Below are 25676 nucleotides of genomic sequence, written 5' to 3'. Positions count from 1 at the left end.
CGGCCACGTAGGGTCTCCCACCATGGGACGTGTGGATGACATCAGCGACCGCTATGTCGATCAGTGGGCGCGGCTGAACCCGGTCGGTGCCACCTACGCCGGGATCGCCGGCCACGACGACCAGCTCGACGACCTGTCGCCCGACGGGTACGCGCAGCGGGCGGCGTTGATCCGTGACACGCTGCGGGAGCTCGACGTCGCCGACCCGCAGACCGAGACGGAACGGGTCGCCCGCGACGCCATGACCGAACGGCTCGGGTTGGAGCTGGCCCGCTACGACGCGGGCGAGGAGACCAGTGAGCTGAGCGTCATCACCAGCGGGCTGCACCACCTGCGCCAGGCGTTCGACCTGATGCCGACCGACGGCACCGAGGCGGTGGCGAACATCGCCGCCCGGCTGGACCGCTACCCGCAGGCTCTGGAGCAGCTGCGGGTGACGCTGCTCGACGCCGCAGCCGCCGGGCACGCCGCGCCCCGGGCGCAGATGCTCAAGGTCGCCGACCAGTGCGACGTCTGGACCGATCCACAGGCCGACGACTTCTTCCACAGCCTGGTGGCCCGGCTGGCCGCGCCGGAGAGCCTCACCGCCGACCTGCGCCGGGCCGCGTCGGCCGCCACCGCCGCGACGATCGGGTTCGGCCACTTCCTGCGTACCGAACTGGCCCCGCACGGGCGCGAGACCGAGGCGGCCGGCCGGGACCGCTACGAGCTGGCCTCCCAGTACTTCCTCGGCGCGCGTATCGACCTGGCCGAGACGTACGCCTGGGGTTTCTTCGAGCTGGACCGTATCGAGCAGGAGATGCGCCGCACGGCGGCCGAGATCGCCGGGCACGGCGCCCGGGTCGACGACGCGGTGCGGCTGCTCGACGCGGACCCGGCCCGCACCATCGCCGGCGGCGAGGCGTTCCGCGACTGGATGCAGGCGCTGGCCGACACGGCGATCACGGAACTGCACGGCACCCATTTCGACATCCCGGAGCAGGTCCGGCGGATCGAGTGCTGCCTGGCACCCACCAGCGACGGCAGCATCTACTACACCGGGCCCAGCGAGGACTTCTCCCGGCCGGGCCGGATGTGGTGGGCGGTGCCGCAGGGGCTCACCGAGTTCTCGACCTGGCGCGAGGTCACCACCGTCTACCACGAGGGTGTCCCCGGCCATCACCTGCAGATCGGCCAGACCCAGGTCCGGGCCGACCGGCTCAACCGCTGGCAGCGGCTACTTTCCTGGTGCTCCGGGCACGGCGAAGGCTGGGCGCTGTACGCCGAGCGGTTGATGGACGAACTGGGGTACCTGGCCGACCCCGGTGACCGGCTCGGGATGCTCGACGGGCAGGCGTTGCGGGCCGCCCGGGTGATCGTCGACATCGGCATGCACCTGGAGCTGACCATCCCGCCGAACTCGTTCAACTTCCATCCGGGTGAGCGGTGGACGCCCGCCCTGGGCTGGGAGTTCCTCCGGGCGCACTGCCGGGTGCCGGACGAGATCCTGCGCTTCGAGTTGGACCGCTACCTGGGATGGCCGGGGCAGGCACCGGCGTACAAGGTCGGGGAGCGGATCTGGCTGCAGGCGCGGGCGGACGCCCAGGCCCGCAAGGGTGCGGCATTCGACCTGAAGGAGTTCCACCGGTCCGCGCTCGATCTCGGGGTGCTGGGCCTCGATCCGTTGCGCGCCGCGCTGGACCGGCTGTGACCGCCCGGTCGGGCGGGCTGTTGCGCGCCGGGCCGGCGGTGGCGTTGGCCGGCGTGCTGGCCAACGGTCTGGCGTACCTGGCGCCGATGCTCGGTGGCCGGGCGCTGCCGGCGGCCGGCCTCAGCGCGCTGGCGACCGTGCTGGCGCTCGGCGCGGTCGGTTCGGTGCCCGGCCTCGGGCTGCAGATCGCGGTCGCGGTCCACCGGGCGCGCGGTGGCACCGATCCGGCTGGACGGTTGGCCTGGATCGCCGCCGGGATCTGCGCGGCGGCCGTGCTGGCCGCCGGGCCGGTGCTGGTCGGTGCGCTGGACCTGTCGCTGGCGATGGTCGGGCTGCTCGCCGCCGCCACCGGTACGGCGGTCCTCGGTTGCCGCTGGTTGGGCGAGTTGCAGGGCGACCAACGGTTCCTGCGGCTCGCGGCGGCGATGACGGTGCTCGCGGTGACCCGCTACGGCGGCGTGATCGCCGGCCTGCTGGTCGGTCTGGACGCGACCGGTGCACTGCTGGCCGGGGTGCTGGTCGGGGTGGCGACCCTGCCGGTGCTGGCCTGGTTGGCCCGGCCGGCCGGTCGACGGGCCGCCGCAACGGCCGACGCCGGGGCGGCGGCCGACGCTGTGGGAGGCCCCGGGGCCGACGCTGTGGCAGGCCCGGGGGCCGACGCTGTGGCAGGCCCGGGGGCCGACGCTGTGGCAGGCCCGGGGGCCGACGCTGTGGCGGGCCCGGCGACGGGCCGGCTGACCGCCGCCGCCGTACTCACTGCGAGCAGCGCCACTCTGGCGATGCTGGTGCTCTCGTACGCCGATCTGATCATGGCACGGTATCTGCTGTCCCCAGTGGATTCCGGTGGCTACGCGATCGGCGCGGTGCTGACCAAGGGGGCCATCTGGGCTCCGCAGGTGGTCACCATCGTCGCGTTGCCCCGGCTGGCCCGGGGCGACCGGCGGGCCCGGGGGGTGGCGCTCGCCCTGGTGGCCGGCTGCGGCGCGCTGCTGGTGCTGGCGTCGGCGCTCGCCGGTGGCCTGGCGTTCCGGCTCGCCGGCGGCCCGGACTACGTGCCGCTGGGCCGGTACGCGCCGTACTTCGCCGCCGTCGGGGCGCTCTACGCACTGGTGTACGTCATGGTCAACGCCCAGGTCGCGGCGGGTGCCCGACGGCCGGCGGCGCCACTGTGGATCACCACGGTAGGGCTGCTCGGCTGGTTGCTGGCGACCCGCCCGGAGTCGATCCAGGCGGTGGTGGCGGCCGCGCTGGTGGCGGCGGCGTTCGCCACCGCCGCCACCGCGGTGGCGATGCGGCGTACTCCCGCGTCTGCACCGGTCGCCGGGGTCGCCCCGACGGCGACCGGGTGACCGGGTGACCGGGACGTCAGCCGAGGGCGGCCATCAGTTGCCGACACGCCTGTTCGCACCGCTGGCAGGCCTCGGCGCAGACCCGGCAGTGCTCGTGCGTGTCGGCGTGCGCGATGCATTCCTCGGCGCACGACCGGCAGGCCTGGATGCAGGCCTGCAGGACGGTACGGGTGGTGTTGGCGTCGTAGCCGGTGTGCCGGGACAGCACCCGGCCGGTCGACGCGCAGATGTCGGCACAGTCGAGGTTGGTACGGATGCACTTGACCAGATCGGCGACCATGTCCTCACTGAGGCACGCGTCGGCGCAGGCGGTGCAGGCCTGGGCGCAGTCGAAGCAGGCGTCGATACAGTCGGCGAGTGCCTGCCGGTCGACGTGGCCCAGGTCGAGCGGGTACGTGTCCAGCATCGCGGTTGCGTGGGTCATGACTACCTCCGGAGGTTCGACCTGATGGAGGGCGTACCCACGGTGGCACGGAGTTAACGCCGTCAGTCGGGCAGCCGCAGCGCCGCCCAGACGGATTTGCCGTCCGGCATCGCGGCGTAGCCCCAGTCGTTGGCCAGCGCCTCGATGATGGCCAACCCGCGACCACGTCGGCCGGTGTGCGACGATCCCGTCCGGTTCGCCGGCGTCGGCAGCTGGGCGGCGCGGTCCCGGACACTGATCCGGATCGCCCCGGCCTGGCGGGTGGTGGTGACGTCCAGCTCGGTGCCGGCGTGTTCGACGGCGTTGCCGACCAGCTCCGAGCCGACCACCATGGCCTCGTCGAGCAGCGCGGTGAGCTGCCAGGACCGGCAGGCCGCCTCGATGAGTCGGCGGGCCGTCCCCGGGGATCGCGGGTGGGGGGCGAGGTGCTGATGCCAGCGGTACGGCGACCGTGGACCACTCTCGATCAGCTTGAGCGCGTCGACGACGCTGTCCTGCACGCTCACCAGGTCGCTGATGCTGCGGCGGGCGAGCAGGCCGGCGGGGGTGCCCGGGTGGGCGCACAGGTGCATCGCCGGCCGGTGGCCGCCCCCGCCGCCGGCGAGGATGGCGAAGACCCGCAGCCCGATCGGACTGGCCACGGTGACCTCGCCGAGCTCGACGATCAGACCCAGCGGCTCCTCGACCAGGCAGCGTCGCAGCACCGGGGCGAGCCGGACCAGCTCGGTGTCGGTGAGCACACCGGCGAGTCGGACCTGGGTGACACCGCTGGCGAAGTCGCGGCTCACCTGCCAGGTGAGGGTGTTCACCCGGCGTTCCCGGTGCCGCCGGCACCGCCGCCGGGCCCGGTGCCCGCCTGGCCGTACACGGTGCCCGGCTGGCCGTACACGGTGCCCGGTTTGGCCGGCGCGATGCCGAGCAGCGCTGCGACACCGGTGACCCGCAGTACCCGCAGGACGATCGGCCGGGCGTTGCGGACAAGCAGGATCTGGCCCCGGTCGGCGGCGGCATGGTGTGCGTCGACCAGTTCCTTGATCGCACTGGAGTCGATCAGAGTCACGCCGGCCAGGTCGACGATGATCCACTCTGCCTGGCGGGGATCGATCGTGGCGACGGCTCCGCAGAGGTCCCCGGTAGCCGCCATGTCGAGCTCACCGGAGGCCTCGACCACGCAGTGCCGGGCTTCGGGCGGCGACACCCGGATCTCGTGCATGCTGCTCTCCGTATGGCGAGTCGCTTCTCTCCGACCGGTGCGGTCCAGTGCGGCGCGGACGGGGGTGTGGCTGCTCGAAGGGACCAGCCTACGCGACGATGGCGACCGACGGGTGGGTGGACCGGCGACCGACGAGCGCCGATGGCGCAACGCCTAGAGTATGTTGACAGCGGGTAACAAAATATTGACTAGCTTTGATTGATGTAGCTACGCTCCTCTCGCCGTGGGACCCGAAATTCCCCGATGTACGAGGAGTCCCTCCATGTCCCCAACTGAACGCCTGCCCGAGATCGTCACCGCGCTGTTCCGGGTGGTCGTCGGACTGCTGTTCGCGCTGCACGGCGCGGCAACGCTGTTCGGAGTCTTCGGTGGCCACCGCGGCAGCGGTGAAGCCGCCGCCATCGGTTCCTGGCCCGGCTGGTGGGCCGCGTTGATCCAGTTCGTCGGAGGGCTCCTGGTCCTCACCGGACTCGGGACCCGGATCGCGGCGATCATCTGCTCCGGGTCGATGGCCTACGCGTACTTCGTCATGCACCAGCCGTCCGCGCTGCTGCCGCTGAACAACGGCGGCGAACTCGCCGCCCTGTTCTGCTGGTCGTTCCTGCTGGTCGCGGCGCTCGGGCCGGGCCGCTACTCGCTCGACGCCCTGCTGCGCGCGCGTCGGGAGCAGGTGTCGGAACCGAAGCCGGCGACGGTCTGACCCCCACCCCCGCACAACGAGAGCCGCGGCCCGGCGGACCAACTTGGTCCACCGGGCCGCGGCCCCGTTGCGTCACCTGTCCGTACGCACGCTCAGCTCGCGCTCACAGCTTCGCGCACTGCCCGGACGCCGGACCCTGCACCGTGTTCGCCCGACCCTCGTCGACCGGCTTCGGGCTGTTGCCCTGGCAGTGGAGCGGGCCACGGACCGTGGTCCCGGCCACCACCACCGGCAGCTCGTCGTGCTTGTTGTTGACCAAACTCACCGGGCCGGAGATGTCGGCACCGTCGAGACGCAGACCGCCGTCACCGCCGGTCACCTCCAGCGGACCCCGGATCGTCACCCCGGTGAGGGTCACCGACCCGGTCGCCCGCAGCAGCGCCAACGGACCGGCGAACGTGGTGCCGGTGAAGGTCAGCGACTCCGGCCGGTTCGCGGTCAGTGGACCGTTGACCGCACCGTCGGTGGCGATCAGCGTCGCACCGGGCCGGACCGTGACCGGGCCGTTGACCGTCGCCGCCGTCAGGCAGTAGGTCATCCCGGCCTTGACGATCAGTTCACCGGTGTGGGTACCGGTGACGGTCACGTCGCAGGTCGGTTCCGGCTGGCCGATCGCCGACCGCGACGCGGTGTCCGCGGTCACCGGCGAGTTCGCCGCGAAGTACGCGATCAGCATCGTCAGGTCGTTGTCGCCGGTGGTCATGGTGTCCGTGCCGGCGGCCAACGTGGTGAAGTTGTCCCCACCCGCTGCCAGGAACGAGTTGACCGTGACCCGGTAGGTGCCCGTCGGCGAGATCGGCTGCCCGTTGAGCCGCATCGAGGTGATCCGCTCACCCTGGGCCGCTGTGGGGTCGTACGTGTAGAAGAAGCCCTCCGACACGCCCAGCCAGAGCACCGGACGGGACGCCCCGGCCGGCTGCCACTGCTGCTCCAGCACCTCCTTGACCTGCGCCCCGGTGTAGGTGCGGGTCACCATGTCGTTGGCGAACGGCTGGACCGAGAACGCCTCCGCGTAGGTGATCACCCCGTCCTCGCCGTACAGCAGGTCGGCTCGCAGCCCGCCCGGGTTCATGAAGGCGATCTGCGCGCCACCGCGACCCGGCTCCCGGGTACCGGCGAGCTGGACGTCGGCGATGAAGTTGCCCAGCGCCGACTCCTTGCCCCGGTCCTCGTTACCGCCGGTGTACGCCCGACGGATGTCGGCCGTGATCGACCCCAGCGGCTGCTGGCCGAGCACCTCGGCTTCGGCCTTGGCCGCCGCGACGATGTCGGCCACCTCCTGGTTGACCGGCGTGCCCACCACGTCGACCAGTTCGACCAGCTCGGTGTCGATCTCCCCGGACTCCGCGTCCACCTGGAGCACCACCCGGCCGACCTTCTTGCCGTAGTCCTCGGCCTGCACCACCGGCCGGGTCTCGTCGGTGCCGGGCACCGGCACCTCGAAGGCGTACGGCTGGTGGGTGTGGCCGCTGAAGATGACGTCGATCTCGGGCACCGTACGGGTGAACGGTCCGAACACCGGGTCGCTCATCAGCGCCTCGGGCGAACCGATGTTCTGGGTGGCCGCCCCCTCGTGGGTGAGCAGCACCACGACGTCGGCCTCACCGTTGGCCTCGTTGCCGTCCTTGAGCTGGGTGGCGACCAGGTTGGCCTCCGCCGCGGCCGGACGGAACGTGATCCCGGCGATGCCGTCGGGGCTGACCATAGCCGCGGTCTGCTCGGTGACCACGCCGACGTAGCCGACGCGGATCCCGCCGATCTCCTGGACGTGGTACGCCGGCAGCGCCCGCTCGTCGCCCCGGTAGACGTTGGCACCCAGGTGCGGGAAGTCCGACCGGGGGATGACCCGGTCGGTCAGGTCGGTCATGCCCTTGTCGAACTCGTGGTTGCCGACCGCCGAGACGTCCAGCCCGGCGGCGTTGAGCACGTCCAGGGTCGGATTGTCGTCGGCGATCGCCGAGACGAAGGTCGACGCACCGATGTTGTCCCCGGCGGAGACGAACGCGGTGTTCGGGTGCTCCGCCCGCAGCTGGTCGACCAGCCCGGCGACCTGTGCCGCGCCGCCGACCGGCTGACCGTTCGAGGTGCCCACCGACTCGAGCCGACCGTGGAAGTCGTTGATGCTCAGCAGCTGCAGCTCGACCGGGCCGGCCTCACCGGTGGCCAGGCCGATCACCATCGGGTTGTGGTCGCTGGCCCGGTAGGGACCAGCGTCGTAGAACGCCGGGAAGCCGTCGTACTGGAAGGCGTACGACTCGACGGCGTTGATCTGCCAGACGTCGGCACCGGTGACCCGGGCCGCCAACGACGGCGACGCCAGCGCGTGGTCCAGCGAGCCGGACTCACCGCCGAAGACGTAGGTGCTGCGCCCGGTGTCGTTGAGGTTGACGTAGTCGGCGTCGTAGAGGATCCGCATCGGATCCTCCTGCGTGTACGAGTTGAAGTCGCCGAGCAGCAGCACGTCGTCGCTGCCGGTGGTCTCGGTCAGCCCGGTCACGAACGCGGCGAGCGCCGCCGCCTGCCGGGTCCGGTCACCGTTGTACGCGCCCTGGCCGTCACCGGCGTCGGCGTTGTCGCCGGTGGGCGACCCGGAGGCGCTCTTGGACTTGAAGTGGTTCACCACGACGGTGAAGGTGAGGTCGTCGGCGGTGAACGTCTGCGCGATCGGCTCGCGGGCGTTGAACCAGACCGTCTCGTCGTCGATCGACCGGGACGGACCGGCGGGCGTCACCGCGGCCGGCTTGAAGATGATCGCGTTGCTGATGACGTCCTGCTGCGCCGCACCCGGCAGGTCCGCAGGGGAGCGGACGTAGTCCCAGGTGTCGGCCCCGTCGACGGCGTTCAGCGCGGCGACCAGCCGCTTGAGTGCCTTCTCCGGATCGGTCGGCGCGAACCGTACCGAGTTCTCGATCTCCTGCAGGCCGACCACGTGTGCGTCCAGCGCGGAGATCGCCGAGACGATCTTGGCTTCCTGCTTGGCCAGGCCCGCCTCGTCGGCCGCGCCACGGGCGTCGCCGCCGAAGTGGACGAAGTAGTTCAACACGTTGAAGCTGGCCACCCGGATGTCGCCACCCACCTCGGCGGGCGCGGCGGTCCGGGGGTTGGCGACCTTGAAGGTGGTCCGCTCGGCGGCCGGGGTGTCGGCGTCGACCGGACGGGTGGGCTGCAGCCGCCACTCGTCGAAGCCGTACGACAGCACGCTCGGCCCGAACGCCTCGACCGCGTCACCGACCCGCAACGGCTGCGCCGGCGAGACGTACGGCGGGGCGAGCCCGGCGCTGGCCAGGTTGGTGGTCCGGCCGTCGTCGACCAGGAGCCGGGCCAGCCGGTTCGCGGCGGCGATCTGCTGGGCCTGGGGGCTGCCCGGGGCCGCGACGTCGGTCGGGATGACCGCCGGGGCGTCCCCGGCGGCGAGCACGACCTCGCCGTACCGGTTGGTGTTGTAGACCTCGGAGACGGCGTAGGCGCCGACCGGGGCGACCAGCATCGACTCGACCGACTCGCGGCCGGCGGCATCCAGTGGCAGGGTCAGCGCGACCGGCTCGGGCAGCGGGTTGTCCTGGTCGCAGACCTGAACGCCGGCCTTGCCGGCGATGCTGACCTGGGTGAGCCCGAAGTACTCGCTGGCGGTGCCGCTGACCCGGACCCGGTCACCGAGGGCGACCGTCGGGTGGTTGGCGGCGTTGCTGGTGAGGTAGACGAAGATGCCGTCGCTGGCGGTGCCGGCACCGACGGTCCGCTCGCCACCGGTCCCCGCGGTCTGCAGGTAGATGCCGTTGTAGCCGCCCGTACGGTGGTCGGCGACGACGATGCCCTCGATGGTGACGGCGGTACCGGCCAGCGGGGTGGCGTCACCGGTGCCCTGCACCTGGGCGATGCTGTGCGTCACCGCGACGTCGCAACCCGGCGCCGGGTCGGGGTCGGGGTCGGGATCGGTGCCACCGCCGTTGACCACGCCGAAGGTGTGCGGCGCCGGCGCCTGCCAACTGTCGCCGATCTTCTGCAGCGAGTGGCCGGCCGGTGTGCTGGCGGTCTCGGCGACGCCGATGTCGACACTGGTCGCACCGTCCGCCGGGCCGCCGGCCGCGGTCAGGGTACCTTCGTAGCTGAGGAACTCCACGACGGTGGTCGCGGGGTCGACCAGGGCCACGCCGTCCGGCGATCCGTTCTGGATGCCGTCGGTGGGGTACTCGGCGACGAGGACCCCGGCCGACGGCACCGTGCCGGACAAGGTACGGGTGCCGTAGACCGCGCTGTTGGCACCGTTGTAGAGGACGATCTGCCAACCGGTCAGGTCGAACCCGGCCGGGGCGGTGATCTCGATGGCCTCACCGGTGTCGGTGCCCGCGTTGTCGTAGTGGATCTCGCTGATGAACGGGTCGTCGGACGCCGGTGCTGCCACTGCGGCCGTGCCGCCGGTGACACCGAGTACACCGGCCCCCACGACCGCAGTGATCAATTTCCAGGTGGCTATGCGTCTGTGCTGGCGCATGTATGTGTTCCTCCGGTCAGAGGGTGAGTCAGCCAAATCTAGGAGACGTCGGTGTCGAAGCACAGACGACCCGGGGGTGACCCGTTAAACATTCGGGTCGCGTGACCTCATCGTGACAACGGCCACGCAGGAGGCTCCCCAGTTGCGGAAACCGATCGTTCATCCGCAGGTCGCCGGGCGTCCGCATGCGCGTTCGGTGGCGGTCGTGGTCGGCAGCCTACGGTCCCGGTGCCAGCGGCCGGTGTTCCAGCTCGGACCGTCGATCAGGGGCGGTGCGCAGCCGGCGCCGGTGCGCCGTGGAGCGGCCGGCCGCTCGACCGAATGAGGATCGACATGTCACTCGACCATGACAGGCACGTCCCCGTCGACCCGGACGAGATCAGCTCCAATCCCTCAGGCAACCGGCCGATGCGCGAGGTCATGGCCGCCCGGGCGGCCCGCCGCGAGGTGGTGCGTGGCGGTACGGTGATCGCCGCCGCGGCGTTCCTCGGGCTGACCGGCGCGGTCGGTGCCGCCGACCCGGCCGCCGCTGGCAAGGGCCACGGCAGCGGCCACGGCCCTGGCACGCCGGACCGCCCCGGAAGGCCCGGCCGCCGGCCGCTGCTCGGCTTCGCTCCGGTGGCGCCGAGCACCGACGACCGGATCACCGTGCCGCCCGGCTACACCGCCCAGGTACTGATCCCGTGGGGCACCCCCCTGCACCGCAGGGGTCCGGCCTGGCGCCGTGACGCCTCCAACACCGCCGCCGAGCAGGCGCAGCAGGTCGGCAGCCACCACGACGGGATGCACTTCTTCCCGCTGGGCAAGGGTCCGCTGGGCAACCGTCGCGGTCTGCTGGTGCTCAACCACGAGTACATCGACCAGACGCTGCACTACACCGACGGCGACGCGATCATGACCAAGGAGAAGGTCGACAAGGGTCTCGCCGGGCACGGGGTGACCGTGATCGAGATCGAACAGGCCGGCGACCAGTGGCGCCAGGTCGACTCGAAGTTCAACCGGCGGGTCACCGGCACCACGCCGGTGGCGTTCTCCGGGCCGGTCAGCGCCCGGCATCCGGCGCTGCGGGCCAACAACCCCGCCATGGGTACGTTGAACAACTGCTCGCACGGGTACACCCCTTGGGGCACCTACGTGACCTGCGAGGAGAACTGGAACGGCTACTTCGGCACCGAGGATCCGGCCTGGACGCCGACGGCGGAGCAGGCCCGGTACGGGATCAACGCCACCGGGTTCGACTACCGCTGGCACCTGGCCGACCCCCGGTTCGACGTCGCCGAGAACCCCAACGAGCTGAACCGTTTCGGTTGGCTGGTCGAGATCGACCCGATGAACCCGCGGTCGACGCCGGTGAAGCGGACCGCGCTCGGTCGGTTCAAGCACGAGGGTGCCACGTTCTGCGAGTCGCGCGGCCGGGTCGTCGTCTACTCCGGTGACGACCAGGACGGCGAGTACGTCTACAAGTTCGTCGGTGACCGGTCGTGGCGGATGCAGCGTGCCCTCGGCCGCGACCCGCTCGACCACGGCACCCTGTACGTGGCCCGCTTCGACGACGACGGCCGGGGCACGTGGCTGCCGCTGACCTTCGGCAAGGGTGCGTTGACCCGGGCGAACGGCTGGCGCGACCAGGCCGACGTGCTGTTGCGCACCCGGCAGGCGGCGGACGCGGTCGGCGCCACCCCGCTGGACCGCCCGGAGTGGGTGGCGGTCAACCCGGTCAACGACGACGTCTACCTGACCCTGACCAACGGCACCGGCTGGCCCGGCGAGGTCAACCCGCGCACGCCGAACCCGTACGGGCACATCGTGCGGTGGCGGGAGCGGGGCGGCGACCACACGGCGACCAGCTTCGAGTGGGACGTCTTCGTGCTGGCCGGTGACCCGGCGTACGACCCACGGGTGCAGTTGGACGAGACGAACATCTTCGGCTCACCGGACGGCATCTGGTTCGACGGCGACGGCCGACTCTGGATTCAGACCGACATCTCCAACTCCACCCAGAACCGGGCCGACCGGGGCCACGACAACCTGGGCAACAACGCCATGCTGGCCGCCGACCCGCACACCGGTGAGATCCGCCGGTTCCTGGTCGGGCCACGTGGCGCGGAGATCACCGGGGTGGTCACCACCCCGGATCAGCGGACGATGTTCGTCAACGTGCAGCATCCGGGTGAGTCGACGACGTTCTGGGGCGATCCCACCCCGGAGAACCCGCGCGCGGTGAGCAACTGGCCGGACTTCGATCCGGCCGGTCGTCCCCGCTCGGCGACGGTGGTGATCCGCAAGGTCGACGGTGGCGTGATCGGCACCTGATCCGCCGGCGACCCGCGAGGGACCGGCCGGTCCCTCGCGGGTCGGTCCGGGTCGCGGGAGGAGCTATTCCAGGTCGCGCAGGATCCGGTGCAGCAGATCCTGGGTACGGGCGGGAGGCTCGGCCTCGACGCAGAGCCGCTCCATGGCGGCGGCGTAGTGGTCGACGTCCTCCCGCTTGTCCAGGTAGATCGCGCTGGTCAGCTGCTCGATGTAGATGATGTCGGGCAGATCCTGGTCGGCGAAGCGCAGGATGGTGAAGGCGCCGCCGGCGGCAGCGTGGCCGCCAGCGTCGAACGGCACGATCTGCAGCCGTACGTTCGGCAGCTTCGTCGCCTCGATCAGCGCCTGGATCTGCTCGCGCATCACGTCGGTACCGCCGATCGGGCGACGCAGCACGGCTTCGTCGATCACCGCCCACAGGTACGGCGGCTGCGCCCGGCGGAGCAGCTCCTGGCGCTCCATCCGCAGCTCGACACGGCGTTCGATCTCGTCGGCGGGTGCCCGGCCGTGACCTAGCAGGACGACCGCACGGGCGTACTCACGGGTCTGCAGCAGCCCCGGCACGAACTGGACCTCGTAGCTGCGGATCATCCGAGCGGCGGCTTCCAGGCCGAGGTAGGACTGGAACCAGGTGGGCAGGACGTCGCCGTAGCGGTGCCACCAGCCGGGAGTGTTCGCCTGCCGGGCGAGCCCGAGCAACGCGGTCCGCTCCCGGGTGTCGGTGACGCCGTAGAGGGTGAGCAGGTCGGTGACGTCACGTTCCTTGAAGCCGACCCGGCCGAGCTCCATCCGGCTGATCTTGGACTCGGAGGCCCGGATGTGCCAGCCGGCGGCCTCCCGGCTCACGCCCTGACTCTCCCGCAGTCGGCGCAGCTGAGCGCCGAGCAGCATGCGCAGCACGGTCGGACCCGTGGCCGAGCCATCTGGTTGGGCCGTCATCGTCACCCACCGACCTCCGGACACCCTCACGTTGCACGACATCCCACTGCTGGCGAGTAAGCATGCCATGACCTGAGGGTGATCAGTTACTTCAGCCGGTCCGATTCCGATCTGTGGACGGCGATGTCCGGCAGCCGGTGAACGACGACGGCACGTCAGGGCCTTACGGACGGGCCGGGCTCGGCGTCATCGCTGCTAGCTGATGAGGTCGTCGAAGTCACCGTCCCGAGCGCCCAGGATGAACGCCTCGATCTCCGCGAGTGTGTAGATCAACGCCGGACCCTCGGGGTGTCGGGAGTTACGCAAAGCGATCGCATCGCCGCCAGGCAACCGGGCCAGCTCCACACAGTTGCCGCTGGGGTTGCTCCGACCGCTCTTTCGCCATCGGAGGGCCGGCAACTGGGCGCCAGAAACGCCATTGTCAGGCTTATACATCCATTTAATCCAAATCGGACATTATTCGCGATGGCTGTCAGAATCCACCCTGAACCGCGCCTCGTCGCGGAACGATCAAATGCACGTGCATCTGCTCTTGCGCCTGCAAGGTATAGCGAGCATGATAGCGCACGTGAAGTTGTATCCGGCGGTTTACCGATCGTGATGGAAAATCGGGCATATGGTGTCGAGGGCATCGATAACATCGAGGCCTCGGTGGAGACAGACACACGCAGAGTGATCATCTTGCGGACTCCACCACCGCCCCATGGACCATCCGACGACCCCGCGCACGACGAGTCAGGAGGGCGATGAGCATGCCGGCTCCCATCCTCAAACCCAGCCAACGCGATCCCGACGACGTCTACCCGACCGATCGCTACCAGCCCGCCGACCCGGTCTGGGTCTACCGAGGCGGCACCTGGTGCGCCGGCGTGATCGAGGCGGCCTCCGCTGGCGCGGCGACGGTCACCTACCGCCCGACCGGCTCCCGTGGGACAGGCGTGGACACCATCACCGCCCCCTACGTACTGCCCCGGGCGGAGACCGACCCCATGCTGGACGTCGCGCGACGCTGAAGCGGCGTGGCACCGCTCGGCGGTGCCACGCCCGCCGGCACGACCTGCGGAAAGGCGACTGCAGGTCGCCGATCGACTACTCAGGGATTGACAGCCCTCACTTCTACCGCGAGAATTTCCGGCATTGTGGATCCGACGGCTCGGGCACATCGGCGAGTCGGTCGGTGCAGTGACCCGACACCGTACCCGTGCCCGGAAATCCGCCAGAAGGGCAATTCTCTGTGTCTGTCGGCAGCCTTGACCTTCCGTATCCGGAACTACTGCCCGCAAGCAGGGGCGAAATCCACCAGGCGATCGCCGACAACGCGCCGGCAGTGCGGCAGGCGTACGGCGTACCGCCTGAACTGACGCCGGATCGCACGGACCCGGCCGAGGTCGATTTCCAGGAACACGACCGGTACTTTCAGATCCGCCGTACCCGTCGCGCACCTGGCCCCACTTTCCTCACCGCCCTCGCATGCGCAGGCCGGTCGGTTTCGGAAAATGCAGGTCAGCACCACCTTTCGGAGCTCGGGAAAAGCGATTTCCCACAGCTGTGGACAGGCACGAAAAGGCTGTTCGAGTACGCCGGGACCGACGCGACGGCACTCGGCATGGAGCCGGCGACACCGACGGCGGACAACGACACCGACGAGGCCGTACCGGCCGGCGCGTCGATGCCCGCCGACCGGTGGCTGGTCGGTCATCAACTCTTCTTCGTCCTGATCCAGGGCACGATCACCGGGCTCAACTGCTTCCTCCGGGCGAGCGCCGCCGGTGACAGCGACGACGCCCGAGCAGCGCTGTCGGTCGCCGCTGGCTTCATGCACAGCTCGGCGGCGGCCTTCCGCTTCACCTGTGACTTTGCCCCGGTGGACTACACGCAGCTGATCCGCCCGGCGATGGCACCGCCGGCCGTACGCGCCGGCTTCAGCGGCCTGCAGACCCGCGACCATGCCCACCTGACCGCCATGTTCGCCGAGGTGCGGGTGATGCGGGCCAAACTCGGCCCGGCGCGGCTCGGCAGCGCGTTCGAGGAGTTCGTCGAGGCGACGGTGGCGGCGTACGAGGCACACCAGCTGATCTGCGCGCGGTTCGGCGGCGACGTGCTGCCCAGCCTGCGGATGGCGGCCCGCTCAGCCGGCCGGGCCGCCGCCCCGGGCACCCAGGTGGTACGCCAGTTGATGCGGGCCCGCCTGTTCGCCCTCGACGGCGGCTCCCGCGACGACGACGCTCGGTCGGCCGGTCCGGACGACGGCGCTCGGTCGACCGCACCGGACGCGGGTGGTGCCCGGTGGTGACCGACCGGACCCAGGTCGGCGTGATCGGGGCCGGGCCGGCGGGAATGCTGCTGGCGGTGCTGCTGCGCCGGGCCGGGGTGGACTGCGTCGTGCTGGAACGGCGGGACCGGGAGTACATCTCGCACCGGGCGCGCGGGGCGACCGTCGAGCACCGGGTGGTGCAGCTGCTGCGCCGGCACGGCCTGGCCGACAACCTGCTACGTACGGGTGCGGTCGAGGACGCCGTGGAGTTCCGGCTGGGCGGCCGGCGCTACCCGGTCCGCTACGAGCCGTTGGCGGCCGGCCGCAGCCACTACATCTACCCGCAGCAGTTCCTGGTGCGTGACCTGGTCGAGGCGTACCTCGGTGACGGCGGCGACCTGCGGTTCGAGACGGCGGCCGCAGGGATCGTCGATCTGACCGGTCAACCGCGCATCCAGCTGGCCGACGGCGGTGAGCTGCGCTGCGACGTGGTCGTCGGCTGCGACGGCGAGTACGGCGTCGCCCGGGGCGCCGTCCCGGCCGGGGCGCTGCGCGGCACCGGCTACCAGTACGACTACGCCTGGCTGTCGGTGCTCGCCGACGCCCCACCGTCGAGTGACTGCGTGATCAACGCCCTGCACGAGTCCGGTGCGTGCGTGCACGTGCGACGTACCCCCACGGTGAGCCGGTTCTACCTGCAGTGCGCCCGGACCGAGACGGCGGCGGACTGGCCGGACGAGCGGATCTGGAAGGAGATCGGCATCCGGCTGGCGCTGGACGAGCCGTGGACGCTGCACACCGGCCCGATCAGCGCCACCGGTACCGTCCGGATGCGCAGCCTGGTCTGCGAGCCGATGCGGTACGGATCGCTCTTCCTCGCCGGGGACGCGGCGCACATCGTGCCGCCGGTCGGCGGCAAGGGCTTCAACCTGGCCCTGGCCGATGCGCAGGAGCTGGCTCTCGGGCTGATCGACCGGTTCACCGCCGGTGACGACCGTCGGCTCGACGGCTACTCTGCGGCCCGGCTGGCCCGCGTCTGGCGGGCCCAGGAGTTCGTGCACTGGATGATGAACCTGGTCAACACTCCTGGCTACGGCACGGCCGACGCGCCGTTCCGGCACCGGGTGCAGGCGGCCCGGCTGGCCCGGCTGGTGGACTCACCGGCCTACCTGGCCGCGTTCCTCGAGGACTACGTCGGGTGGTGACGCAGGATGTTCGTCGCCCGCCAGCTCGCGCCGGCGGTGAACGTCAGCTTCTGGCCCTCGGCGATCAGCTGCGGTACGGCGACCGGACTGTACGACTCGCTGGTCCACACCGGTGTCCCGGCGTAGCGCAGCTGCTGGGTCCAGATGACGCCGGTGAGCCGGCCGGCGGCGGTGGCGGTCAGCCGGACCTGGTCGGGAAAGCCGGCGAAGGTAGGTGCCTGGTAGTCCACCGTCACCCACTCCTCGGCGTCGGTCAGCAGTCGCACGTCGCCGCGCGGGAAACGCAGGGCCCCGGAGCGGGTCGGCGACCGCCAGACCGGTGCCACCGCCTTGGCCGGCCGGGCGGCCGGCACGGCGACCCCGTCGCGGACCGCGTCGATCAAGGGCTGGAAGTCCCAGCCGTACGCCCCCCGCAGGGCCTCGCCCGCCGACGCCAGATCGGTCAGCTCGGTCGACAGGTCCCAGTCCCGCCGCTCGCAGCCGGTCGCCTGGTAGCGCACCTCGCCGGGCACCACCCGGCAGTCGGGTACGCCGAACCTCCGGCGCAGGTCGACGACGAGCCGGGAGCGGCCCTCGTCGATCAGCGGATTGTTCGTGTGGATCATGGCGATCAGTACGTCGAACCGGCCGCCGAGGTCGGCCGGGTCGAGGTCGGCGAGATCGGACTCGACGAACGCGATCCGGTCGGTGAGCCCGTTGTGCGCGGCGATCCGCTGCGCCATCGCGACGTGGTGGCGGTCGACGGCGACCACCTCGGCGCCGGCGTCGGCCGCGATCATCGCGAGCAGACCACTGCCGGTGCCGGCGTCGAGCACCCGGTCGCCGGGCCGGACGGCGGCCCGTACGGCACGCTGCACGCTGTGTCCACGGTCGATGCTCAGCAGCAGGCGTAGGTGCAGCTCAGGGGTGAACGGAACGTCCATCGGCCGGGCCATCGCGCGGTCTCCGCTCCTCGGACCGGTCGCCAAAACCGGATCAATGACGATAAATTATCCATTGTCGATCCAAGTGTCAACGGGGGTCCGCCGGTGCGCGTGCTGTTCACCAGTCCACCCGGAGCCGGGCACCTCTTCCCTGTCGTACCGCTGGCCTGGGCGCTACGGGCCGCCGGCCACGACGTACTGGTCGCCACCACGGCCGAAGGGCTCGCCGGCGCGGCCCACGCCGGCCTGCCCACGGTGGACGTCGCGCCCGGCGTCCCGGTCGCCGGAGTCTTCGGCACCGGCACTCCGGCCGAGTGGACCGACCGGATGCGTCGGCGCGGGCTGCGGATCGCCGCCGCCGGCAGCCGGATCGATTCGCTGCTGCTGGAGACGTTCGGCCGGATCGCCGACCTGATGGCCGACGGCACCCTGGCGGTGGCCCGCTGGTGGCGGCCGGACCTCATCGTCCACTCCCGGTTGCATCCGGTCGGGCCGTTGGTCGCGCGGGCGCTGCGGGTGCCGGCCGTCGAGCACGGGTTCAATCTGCTCCGCGAGCAGACCTTGGCCGCCCGGTTCCTGCCCTGGCTGGCGGCGGCGTACCGCCGGCTCGGCGTACCGCTGGAGCTGCCCGAGCGGGTGGTCCTGCACCTCGCGCCGGCCGAGCTGATGATCGGCGACGGCGACGGCTGGCCGATGCGGTACGTGCCGTACAACGCCGGCGGGGTGCTGCCCGACTGGCTGCGCCGGCCGGCCGACCGGCCCCGTGTCCTGATCACCCTGGGCACCGTGGTGCCCGCCCTGGCCGGTCTGTCAGGGCTGCGCCGCACCATCGCCGCCGCCGCCGACGTCGACGCCGACTTCGTGCTCACCGCCGGCGAAAACGGCGGTCGGGGCGAACTCGCTGGCGGTCGGGGCGACGACACCGACCGGGTCGGGCTCGGGCCGCTGCCACGCAACGTCCGGGTCACCGGCTGGCTGCCGCTGGCCCCTGCCCTGGCCAACTGCGCCGCCGTCGTGCACCACGGTGGCTCCGGGACCATGATGACCGCGCTCGGCGGCGGTGTACCGCAGCTCGTCCTGCCACACGGCGCCGACCAGTTCGTCAACGCCGCCCTGGTGGTCCGGCACCGGCTCGGACTACGCGCCGACCCCCACGCGGTCACCGCCGGCCTGCTGGCCGATCTACTCGCCGGCGGCCCGGCGACCAGCGGCGTCGATCGGGCGGCCCGGTTGATGGCGGCGCTGCCGCCGCCGGCCGGCATCGCCGCCCGGCTGACCGGCCTGCACGCCGCCGGCACCGCCGCACCGGCACCCGCCGCCGGCACCACCGCACCGGCACCCGCCGCCACCTCGTCGAAGGTGCTTTGATTGCCTGGTGACCAACCCGGCGATCCTCACCGTCGACGACGACCCCAACGTCTCCCGTGCCGTCGCCCGCGACATCCGCCGCCGGTACGGCGACCGCTACCGGGTCGTGCGGGCCGGCTCGGGCGCCGAAGCGCTCACCGCCCTGCGGGAACTGAAACTCCGTGCCGAGCAGGTCGCCCTGCTACTGGCCGACTACCGGATGCCGGAGATGAACGGCATCGAGTTCCTCGAAGCCGCCATGGACCTTTACCCGCAGGCCCGGCGGGTGCTGCTGACGGCCTACGCCGACACCGACGCCGCCATCGACGCCATCAACATCGTCGACCTCGACCACTACCTGCTCAAACCCTGGCACCCGCCGGAGGAGAAGCTCTACCCGGTCTGCGACGCGCTGCTCGAGTCGTGGCAGCGCACCCCGGTAGCGGCCGCCGACGAGCTACGGGTCGTCGGCCACCGCTGGTCGGCCCCGTCGTTCGAGGTCCGCGACTTCCTGGCCCGCAACCTGGTGCCGTACCGGTGGCTGCTCGCCGACGATCCCGAGGCGCAGCGGCTGCTCGCCGCCGCCGACGCCGGGCCGGCCGACATCCCGGTGGTGATCTGCCCGGACGGCACGGTGCTGCGCAACCCCGACCGGGCCGCGCTGGCCGCCCAGGTCGGCCTGCGCACCGAACCCACCCGGGACTTCTACGACCTGGTCGTGGTCGGCGCCGGCCCGGCGGGCCTGGGCGCCGCCGTGTACGGCGCATCCGAAGGTCTGCGGACCGTGCTCGTCGAGCGCCAGGCAACCGGCGGCCAGGCCGGACAGAGCAGCCGGATCGAGAACTACCTCGGCTTCCCGGACGGCGTCTCCGGCGCCCAGCTGACCGACCGGGCCCGGCGGCAGGCGTTGAAGTTCGGCACCGAACTGCTGACCACCCGCGACGTGGTCGGACTCAGCACCGCCGGCGCGACCCGGCTGCTGCACTTCGCCGACGGCAGCACCATCGCCGGGCACACCGTCGTGCTCGCCACCGGGGTGGCGTACCGGCAGCTCGACGCCCCCGGTCTGGCGGAGCTGACCGGCCGGGGGGTCTTCTACGGTTCGGCGGCGACCGAGGCACCGCACTGCGTCGGCCAGGAGGTCTACATCGTCGGCGGCGCGAACTCGGCCGGGCAGGCGGCGGTGTACTTCGCCCGGCACGCCGACCGGGTGCACCTGCTGATCCGGGGGGCCGACCTGACCCACTCCATGTCCCGGTACCTGATCGAACAGATCGAGCGGATCGACGCCATCGAGGTGCATCCGTACTCCGAGGTCGCCGCGGCGGCCGGCGAGGACCACCTGGAACGGCTCACGGTGCGCGACACCCGCACCGGCGTCACCCGCGACGTCGACACGTCGTGGCTGTTCGTCTTCATCGGCGCGCAGCCGCGAACCGACTGGCTCGACGGGACGGTGGTGCGCGACGGCCGGGGCTTCGTCGTCACCGGACCTGACCTCACCACCGGCGGGCGCCGACCGCCCGGCTGGTCGTTGCCCCGGGACCCGTACCTGCTGGAATCCAGCGTCCCCGGTGTGTTCGCCGCCGGCGACGTACGGGCCGAGTCGGTGAAGCGGGTCGCCTCCGCCGTCGGCGAAGGTGCCCTGGTCGTCACCCTGGCGCACCGCTACCTGGCGGCACAGTGAACACCGACCCGGCGTCGGCCGCCGACCGGCTCGACCCCACCGAACTGCGCGGCCTGTTCCTGTTCGAGTCGCTCACCGACGACCAGCTCACCGAGATCAGCCACCTCGGCCGGGTCCGTCGCTGGCCGCCGGGGACCGCCGTGTACGTCGAAGGCGACCCGGCGGAGTGCTTCTTCGTGCTGCTCGACGGGGCGATCGCGCTGACCCGCCGGGTCCGGGGCGCCGACGTCGAGGTGACCCGCAGCGACCAGCGTGGCGCGTACGCCGGGGCCACCCAGGCGTACGCCGGTGACCGGATGGAGCAGGTCTACCCCAACACGATGCGGGCGCTGACCGACGTCACCCTGCTGGCGCTGCCCGCGCCGGAGTTCGCCGCCGCGATCCGGCAGTGGTTCCCGATGGCGATGCACCTGCTCGACGGGCTGTTCGTGGCGATGCGGACCACCCAGACGGTGGTCGGCGAACGGGAGCGGCTGATCGCGCTCGGCTCGCTCACCGCCGGGCTGACCCACGAGCTGAACAATCCCGCCGCGGCGGCGGTACGGGCCACCGCCGTACTGCGGGAACGGCTCGCCGGGATGCGGCAGAAACTCGCCATGGTCGCCGACGGCCGGCTCGACGGGGCGCAGCTGCACCGGCTGGTCGGGCTGCAGGAGACCGCGGTGGAGCGGGCCGCCACGGCACCCGTACGCACGCCGTTGCAGGTCGCCGACGCGGAGGACGCACTTGCCGACTGGCTCGACACGCACGCCGTACCCGATGGGTGGGAGCTGGCCGCCACCCTGGTCGCCGGCGGCTTCGACGACGCCGCCCTCGACGAGGTGGCCGGCGCGGTCCTCGCCTCGGACCTGACGGCGGCGGTGCGCTGGCTGGCGTACACCGTCGAGACCGAACTGCTGCTCGGCGAGATCGACGACGCGGTCCGCCGGATCTCGTCGCTGGTCGGTGCCGCCAAGCAGTACTCGCAGCTGGACCGGGCCCCGCATCAGACTGTCGACGTGCACGAACTGCTCGACGCCACCCTCGCCATGTTCACCGGCAAGATCCCGGCCGAGGTACGGGTGGTCCGCGACTACGACCGGACGCTGCCGGCGGTGCCGGCCTACCCGGCGGAGCTCAACCAGGTCTGGACCAACCTGATCGACAACGCGCTGGGGGCGATGGGGCCGGCCGGCACCCTGACGGTGCGCACCGGTACCACCGGCGACCAGCTGTCGGTGGAGATCGCCGACACCGGGCCCGGGATCCCGCCGGAGGTGCGGCCCCGGATCTTCGAGCCCTTCTTCACCACCAAACCGATCGGCGAAGGCACCGGGCTGGGACTCGACATCTCCTACCGGATCGTCGTCAAGAAACACGGTGGGGACATCCGGGTGGATTCGGCACCCGGCGCGACCAGCTTTCGGGTGCTGCTCCCGCTGACCGCCGGTTGACCGCACACTGGGTGGGTGAACGACGTCGCCGCGGTGCTGCTGGTCGATCCGGCAGGTGCCGTCCTGCTGCAACTGCGCGACGGCCAGGCACCCAGCCATCCGCACACCTGGTGCGTGCCGGGCGGGCACTGCGAGCCCGGCGAGACGCCCGAGCAGACCGCGCTGCGGGAGCTGTGGGAGGAGACCGGGCTGCGGCCCGAGCACGGGCTGCGGTTGTTCTGCCGTCGGGAGTTGGCCGATGGCCGGACCGCGCACTACTTCTTCGGCTCCACCCGGGCCCGCCAACAGGATGTCGTGCTCGGCGAGGGCGCGGCGATGACGTTCCTGCTGCCAACTCAGATCGTCGACGGCCGCCCGCTGTCGCCCGGCTCGGCCAGCCTGCTCGCCGAGTTCCTGGCCTCACCGCACTACGCCTGGGGTACCGCCGGCGCCGCGTACCATTCGCCGCATGATCCGGACCGGCGCCAGCTCCGCGCGCTCCACCGGGCCGACGGGTAGGCCGACGGGCAGGTCGTTCCTCAAGTGGGCAGGCGGCAAGACGCGGTACGCGACGACGATCGTCACCGCCGCCCCGCCGTTCACCGGCACCTACCGGGAGCCGTTCCTGGGTAGCGGCGCGGTCTTCTTCGAGCTGGCCCCCGAACGGGCGGTGCTCAGCGACGCCAACCCGGAGCTGATCGTCTGCTTCCAGGTGGTGGCCGCCGACCCGGAGGCGGTGATGCGGCTGCTCGACGAGCAGCCCAACACCGCCGAGCACTTCGCGGCCATGCGTCGCCGCTCGCCCGCCGACTGCTCGGACCTGGAACGCGCGGTCCGGGTCATCTATCTGAACAAGACCGCGTTCCGGGGACTGTGGCGGGTCAACCGGCGGGGCGAGTTCAACACGCCGTACGGCGCCTACGACCGGCCGTACTACGACCGGCGGGTGCTACTCGACGCCGCCCGGGCGCTGCGCCGGGCCGAGCTGCGTACGGGCGACTTCGTCGACGAGCTCGACGCGGCACAGGCCGGCGACTGGGTGTACCTGGACCCGCCGTACGTGCCGCTGGGTGGTTGGTCCGACTTCAAGCGGTACACCTCGGAGCAGTTCGGCCCGCACGACCACGTCCGGTTGCGGGACGCGATGGTGCGGGCCGCTCAGCGGGGGGTCTGGCTGACCCTGACCAACAGCGACACACCGTTCGTCCGGGACCTGTTCGGCCCTGACTTCTCGATCGCCCGGATGGCCACCCGCCGGGACATCAATCTGCAGGCGGCCAACCGGCGCAGTTGGGACCTGCTGATCACCAACTACGAGCTGCCGATGCCGGTCGGGCCGGCGGGGTGAAGGTCCCGCCGCCCGCCTACCCGGCGGCGACGGCCGCCCGGACCGCCGACGCGAGGGTGGTGGTGGGCCGGCCGATGAGCCGGCGCAGGTCACCACTGTCGGTGGTCAGGTCGCCCTGCTGGATCCCGACGTCGCAGGCGGCCAGCACGGCGGCGAGCTCCGCCGGCACGCCCGCGTCGGTCAGCGCCTTGGCGTACACGTCCGCAGGCAGGTCCTGATAGCTGACCGTACGTCCGCTGGCCTGGCTGATCTCGGCGGCCAGTTCGGCGAGGGTGAACGGGTGGTCGCCACCGAGTTCGTACACCGATCCGGCCGGTCCGGCGCCGGCCGGATCGGTCAGCACCGTTGCCGCGGCGGCGGCGAAGTCGGCACGGGTCGCCGCGGCCACCCGACCGTCGCCGGCGGAGCCGAAGACGCTGCCGGTGGCCAACGCCTGCGGCAGCGCGGTCTCGGTGTAGTTCTCCAGGTACCAGCCGTTGCGGAGCAGCACGAACGGCAGCCCACTGGCGCGGACCAGCTCCTCGGTGGCAAGGTGCTCGGTGGCCAGCGGGACGCTGCTGGTGTCGGCGCGCAGGATGCTCGTGTAGGCGATCAGCTCGACCCCGGCCGAGGTGGCGGCGTCGATCACGTTGCGGTGCTGCGGTACCCGTTTACCGACCTCGCTGCCGGAGACCAGCAGCAGCCGGCGGGTGCCGGCGAGGGCGGGGCCGAGGGTCTCCGGACGGTCGTAGTCGCCGACCCGGACCTGCACGCCCCGGGCGGTGAGGTCGGCGCCCTTGGCCGGGTCGCGGACGACGGCGACGATCTCGCCGGCCGGTACGCCGCGGTCCAGCAGGTCGGCGACGACGAGGCGACCGAGATGGCCGGCTGCGCCGGTGACAGTGATCATGTCTGCTCCTGGGTCTGGTGGGCGGCGACCCGGCGGCCGCCACCCACAAGAGTGCACTAACTTTTAGAAAGTGCAATCCATTGGTGAGCGCTGTCACTGACTTCGTACCCGATCGGGGCTAACCTGGGTCCATGGCCACCCGGTCCCCGACCACGCCGCACCCCGACCACGCCGGTGCCACCGCCGACGACCCCATGGCGGAACTGATCGCCGACGTGTTCGCACGGGTCTGCCCGTCCCGGGAGACCCTGGAGCACGTGTCCGGCAAATGGGGCATCCTGGCGCTCGTCGCGCTACTGGAGGGCAACTACCGCTTCAACGCCCTGCGGCGCCGGGTCGACGGCATCAGCGAGAAGATGCTGGCCCAGACCCTGCAGGCGCTGGAGCGCGACGGGATGGTCAACCGTGACGTCCAGGCCACCATCCCGCCGCGCGTCGAGTACAGCCTCACTCCGCTCGGGCAGTCCGTCGCGACCACTCTGATGGGGCTGATCGAACTCGTGGAAGGCGCGATGCCGACCGTACTCGCGGCCCGCGCCCGGTTCGACGCCGCCAACTGAGGGTTTCGGCCCCGCGGTCGGTCACTGCAGCAGGCTGCCGACCGGAGACAGCAGCGCCCAACCCAGGAACGCGGTGTGCCGGTCCAGCCGAATCCGCTCGCTCTCCATCGCCGCCGAGTCGTCGCGCATCGCCCACATCCGGGCGGCGTCGCGCCAGGCGATGTCCCGGGTGAACTCGACCAACCGGTTCTGGTACCAGTCGTCGATACGCCCGTTCAACCGGTCGATGCAGATCTGCCAGGTGCTCAGGTAGCTGCGCCGCAGCTCGGGGATCCGGTCGAAGAAGATCTCGTTGATGTACAGGTAGTCGCGGTGCTGGGCGTCGTTCTCCGGACCCGACCCCAGCTTCGCCCAGGTGTTCAGCAGCGCGAACGGCAGGTCGTAGTTGATATGGGCGTTCACCCCGGCGGCCGCCGACGGCAACGACCGTACGCTCTCGTCCCGCAGCCGACGGAACAGGACCTGCCAGGCGGCCGGGGTGTCGGCCCGGTTGCCCCAGCAGCGCAACGCCTCGAAGTACCGCTCGGCGAACTCGATGTCCAGCAGGGTGAGGAACTCCGGGTCGGCGAACGCACCGGCCTCGAGTCGTTCCTGAATGGTCCGGGTGATGACCCAGTAGAGATGGTTGAAGTCGGCGACCGGGTTCTCCGGGTCGTCCGGCGTGGCCTCGGTCAGCAGCAGTTGCAGCGCGGCCAGATCCTCGACCACACCGGCGACGTCGGTCGGCCGATGGCAGAGAATCTCCATGATCTGGTCGTGCACGTGACCCCAGCGAAGTTCCGGCATCGGACACCTCCAGTCTGCAGTGGCCCCTGTTCTTTCGAGACAGTCGATCCCTACAGTGGCAGGGCCTGCCAAGTCGCAGGTATCCGCGCAACGACGGGTGTGCGCTGGCCGATCCCGGCCGACACCGACGCGGTCGCCCGACCGG

The 25676-nt window shown here is 71.4% G+C and carries 22 protein-coding genes; 13 read left to right on the top strand and 9 right to left on the bottom strand.

All coding sequences use genetic code 11. The features are described from left to right. Positions 1–22 precede the first annotated feature (22 nt). Together O7623_RS22790 and O7623_RS22785 are read left to right on the top strand one after the other, a co-directional pair. Positions 23–1690 carry a DUF885 domain-containing protein gene (locus tag O7623_RS22790; RefSeq protein ID WP_282225047.1) on the top strand — a complete coding sequence of 556 codons (1668 nt, stop codon included), beginning with the start codon at positions 23–25 and terminating at the stop codon, positions 1688–1690. After that, a complete protein-coding gene (locus tag O7623_RS22785) occupies positions 1687–3039 on the top strand; it encodes a polysaccharide biosynthesis protein (RefSeq protein WP_282225046.1) in 1353 nt (450 codons plus the stop codon). Before O7623_RS22790 ends, O7623_RS22785 begins: the two co-directional genes overlap by 4 nt. A 16-nt stretch (positions 3040–3055) precedes the next feature. On the opposite strand, the gene O7623_RS22780 is transcribed toward O7623_RS22785, so the two are convergent. The 3 genes from O7623_RS22780 to O7623_RS22770 form a co-directional block, all read right to left on the bottom strand. Beyond that, entirely contained in the window at positions 3056–3463 is a 408-nt protein-coding gene (locus O7623_RS22780; protein WP_282225045.1) for a four-helix bundle copper-binding protein, read from the bottom strand. 62 nt (positions 3464–3525) lie between these two features. After that, positions 3526–4272, bottom strand: a complete 747-nt coding sequence (locus O7623_RS22775; protein WP_282225044.1) for an ATP-binding protein — start codon at positions 4270–4272, stop codon at positions 3526–3528. Beyond that, on the bottom strand, positions 4269–4676 hold the full coding sequence (locus O7623_RS22770) for an STAS domain-containing protein (protein ID WP_282225043.1): 408 nt from the start codon (positions 4674–4676) through the stop codon (positions 4269–4271). Before O7623_RS22770 ends, O7623_RS22775 begins: the two co-directional genes overlap by 4 nt. Before the next feature lie 262 nt (positions 4677–4938). On the opposite strand from O7623_RS22770, the gene O7623_RS22765 reads away from it, so the two are divergent. Continuing rightward, positions 4939–5376, top strand: a complete 438-nt coding sequence (locus O7623_RS22765; RefSeq protein ID WP_282225042.1) for a DoxX family protein — start codon at positions 4939–4941, stop codon at positions 5374–5376. 103 nt (positions 5377–5479) lie between these two features. Here O7623_RS22765 and O7623_RS22760 read toward each other — a convergent pair whose 3' ends face one another. Next, complete coding sequence (locus O7623_RS22760; protein WP_282225041.1) at positions 5480–9820, bottom strand: ExeM/NucH family extracellular endonuclease; 4341 nt, start codon at positions 9818–9820, stop codon at positions 5480–5482. Between the two features lie 381 nt (positions 9821–10201). On the opposite strand from O7623_RS22760, the gene O7623_RS22755 reads away from it, so the two are divergent. Then, positions 10202–12181, top strand: a complete 1980-nt coding sequence (locus O7623_RS22755; protein WP_282225040.1) for a PhoX family phosphatase — start codon at positions 10202–10204, stop codon at positions 12179–12181. A 63-nt stretch (positions 12182–12244) separates the two neighbouring features. Here O7623_RS22755 and O7623_RS22750 read toward each other — a convergent pair whose 3' ends face one another. After that, positions 12245–13072, bottom strand: coding sequence for a helix-turn-helix transcriptional regulator (locus O7623_RS22750; RefSeq protein WP_282225039.1), 828 nt, complete (start codon positions 13070–13072; stop codon positions 12245–12247). A gap of 243 nt (positions 13073–13315) precedes the next feature. Further along, the gene (locus tag O7623_RS22745; RefSeq protein WP_282225038.1) at positions 13316–13555 is read right to left on the bottom strand and encodes a DUF397 domain-containing protein; all 240 of its coding nucleotides are present in this window, start codon (positions 13553–13555) and stop codon (positions 13316–13318) included. 311 nt (positions 13556–13866) lie between these two features. On the opposite strand from O7623_RS22745, the gene O7623_RS22740 reads away from it, so the two are divergent. From O7623_RS22740 to O7623_RS22730, 3 genes are all read left to right on the top strand, one after another. Next, positions 13867–14133: a hypothetical protein gene (locus O7623_RS22740; protein WP_282225037.1), complete on the top strand. Its 267-nt coding sequence runs from the start codon at positions 13867–13869 to the stop codon at positions 14131–14133. A gap of 593 nt (positions 14134–14726) precedes the next feature. Further along, positions 14727–15413: a hypothetical protein gene (locus tag O7623_RS22735; protein ID WP_282225036.1), complete on the top strand. Its 687-nt coding sequence runs from the start codon at positions 14727–14729 to the stop codon at positions 15411–15413. Next, a complete protein-coding gene (locus O7623_RS22730) occupies positions 15410–16579 on the top strand; it encodes a 4-hydroxybenzoate 3-monooxygenase (RefSeq protein ID WP_282225035.1) in 1170 nt (389 codons plus the stop codon). Before O7623_RS22735 ends, O7623_RS22730 begins: the two co-directional genes overlap by 4 nt. Here O7623_RS22730 and O7623_RS22725 read toward each other — a convergent pair. After that, positions 16564–17514 (bottom strand): methyltransferase domain-containing protein, encoded by a 951-nt coding sequence (locus tag O7623_RS22725; RefSeq protein WP_282225034.1) that lies wholly within the window; start codon positions 17512–17514, stop codon positions 16564–16566. The genes O7623_RS22730 and O7623_RS22725 overlap by 16 nt on opposite strands. Positions 17515–17607: 93 nt before the next feature. On the opposite strand from O7623_RS22725, the gene O7623_RS22720 reads away from it, so the two are divergent. Genes O7623_RS22720 through O7623_RS22700 form a run of 5 tightly spaced genes read left to right on the top strand, consistent with a single transcriptional unit; the run spans position 17608 to position 23296 of the window. Then, positions 17608–18870, top strand: coding sequence for a nucleotide disphospho-sugar-binding domain-containing protein (locus O7623_RS22720; RefSeq protein WP_282225033.1), 1263 nt, complete (start codon positions 17608–17610; stop codon positions 18868–18870). Between the two features lie 7 nt (positions 18871–18877). After that, the gene (locus O7623_RS22715) at positions 18878–20536 is read left to right on the top strand and encodes an FAD-dependent oxidoreductase (protein WP_282225032.1); all 1659 of its coding nucleotides are present in this window, start codon (positions 18878–18880) and stop codon (positions 20534–20536) included. Further along, entirely contained in the window at positions 20533–21969 is a 1437-nt protein-coding gene (locus O7623_RS22710; RefSeq protein ID WP_282225031.1) for an ATP-binding protein, read from the top strand. Before O7623_RS22715 ends, O7623_RS22710 begins: the two co-directional genes overlap by 4 nt. A gap of 15 nt (positions 21970–21984) precedes the next feature. Then, a complete protein-coding gene (locus tag O7623_RS22705) occupies positions 21985–22467 on the top strand; it encodes an NUDIX domain-containing protein (RefSeq protein ID WP_282225030.1) in 483 nt (160 codons plus the stop codon). After that, entirely contained in the window at positions 22418–23296 is an 879-nt protein-coding gene (locus tag O7623_RS22700) for a Dam family site-specific DNA-(adenine-N6)-methyltransferase (RefSeq protein ID WP_282225029.1), read from the top strand. Before O7623_RS22705 ends, O7623_RS22700 begins: the two co-directional genes overlap by 50 nt. Before the next feature lie 16 nt (positions 23297–23312). On the opposite strand, the gene O7623_RS22695 is transcribed toward O7623_RS22700, so the two are convergent. Continuing rightward, on the bottom strand, positions 23313–24185 hold the full coding sequence (locus tag O7623_RS22695; protein WP_282225028.1) for an SDR family oxidoreductase: 873 nt from the start codon (positions 24183–24185) through the stop codon (positions 23313–23315). A 131-nt stretch (positions 24186–24316) separates the two neighbouring features. On the opposite strand from O7623_RS22695, the gene O7623_RS22690 reads away from it, so the two are divergent. Next, positions 24317–24745, top strand: a complete 429-nt coding sequence (locus O7623_RS22690; RefSeq protein ID WP_282225027.1) for a helix-turn-helix domain-containing protein — start codon at positions 24317–24319, stop codon at positions 24743–24745. Positions 24746–24766: 21 nt separating this feature from the next. Here O7623_RS22690 and O7623_RS22685 read toward each other — a convergent pair whose 3' ends face one another. Further along, positions 24767–25531, bottom strand: a complete 765-nt coding sequence (locus O7623_RS22685; RefSeq protein ID WP_282225026.1) for a DUF5995 family protein — start codon at positions 25529–25531, stop codon at positions 24767–24769. Positions 25532–25676 lie beyond the last annotated feature (145 nt).

It is taken from the genome of Solwaraspora sp. WMMD791, assembly GCF_029581195.1.
Classification (GTDB): Bacteria; Actinomycetota; Actinomycetes; order Mycobacteriales; family Micromonosporaceae; genus Micromonospora_E.
The sequence above is the reverse complement of the archived record's forward strand: the minus strand, read 5'-3'. Positions and strand labels throughout refer to the sequence as shown.

What these genes read in the sequence shown, in the direction of transcription:
- O7623_RS22695 (WP_282225028.1), bottom strand. Translation starts at nt 24,185, where the DNA reads ATGATCACTGTCACCGGCGCAGCCGGCCATCTCGGTCGCCTCGTCGTC.
- O7623_RS22725 (WP_282225034.1), bottom strand. Translation starts at nt 17,514, where the DNA reads ATGGCCCGGCCGATGGACGTTCCGTTCACCCCTGAGCTGCACCTACGC.
- O7623_RS22790 (WP_282225047.1), top strand. Translation starts at nt 23, where the DNA reads ATGGGACGTGTGGATGACATCAGCGACCGCTATGTCGATCAGTGGGCG.
- O7623_RS22745 (WP_282225038.1), bottom strand. Translation starts at nt 13,555, where the DNA reads ATGTATAAGCCTGACAATGGCGTTTCTGGCGCCCAGTTGCCGGCCCTC.
- O7623_RS22755 (WP_282225040.1), top strand. Translation starts at nt 10,202, where the DNA reads ATGTCACTCGACCATGACAGGCACGTCCCCGTCGACCCGGACGAGATC.
- O7623_RS22735 (WP_282225036.1), top strand. Translation starts at nt 14,727, where the DNA reads ATGGAGCCGGCGACACCGACGGCGGACAACGACACCGACGAGGCCGTA.
- O7623_RS22690 (WP_282225027.1), top strand. Translation starts at nt 24,317, where the DNA reads ATGGCCACCCGGTCCCCGACCACGCCGCACCCCGACCACGCCGGTGCC.
- O7623_RS22770 (WP_282225043.1), bottom strand. Translation starts at nt 4,676, where the DNA reads ATGCACGAGATCCGGGTGTCGCCGCCCGAAGCCCGGCACTGCGTGGTC.
- O7623_RS22765 (WP_282225042.1), top strand. Translation starts at nt 4,939, where the DNA reads ATGTCCCCAACTGAACGCCTGCCCGAGATCGTCACCGCGCTGTTCCGG.
- O7623_RS22750 (WP_282225039.1), bottom strand. Translation starts at nt 13,072, where the DNA reads ATGCTGCTCGGCGCTCAGCTGCGCCGACTGCGGGAGAGTCAGGGCGTG.
- O7623_RS22700 (WP_282225029.1), top strand. Translation starts at nt 22,418, where the DNA reads ATGATCCGGACCGGCGCCAGCTCCGCGCGCTCCACCGGGCCGACGGGT.
- O7623_RS22780 (WP_282225045.1), bottom strand. Translation starts at nt 3,463, where the DNA reads ATGACCCACGCAACCGCGATGCTGGACACGTACCCGCTCGACCTGGGC.
- O7623_RS22685 (WP_282225026.1), bottom strand. Translation starts at nt 25,531, where the DNA reads ATGCCGGAACTTCGCTGGGGTCACGTGCACGACCAGATCATGGAGATT.
- O7623_RS22740 (WP_282225037.1), top strand. Translation starts at nt 13,867, where the DNA reads ATGAGCATGCCGGCTCCCATCCTCAAACCCAGCCAACGCGATCCCGAC.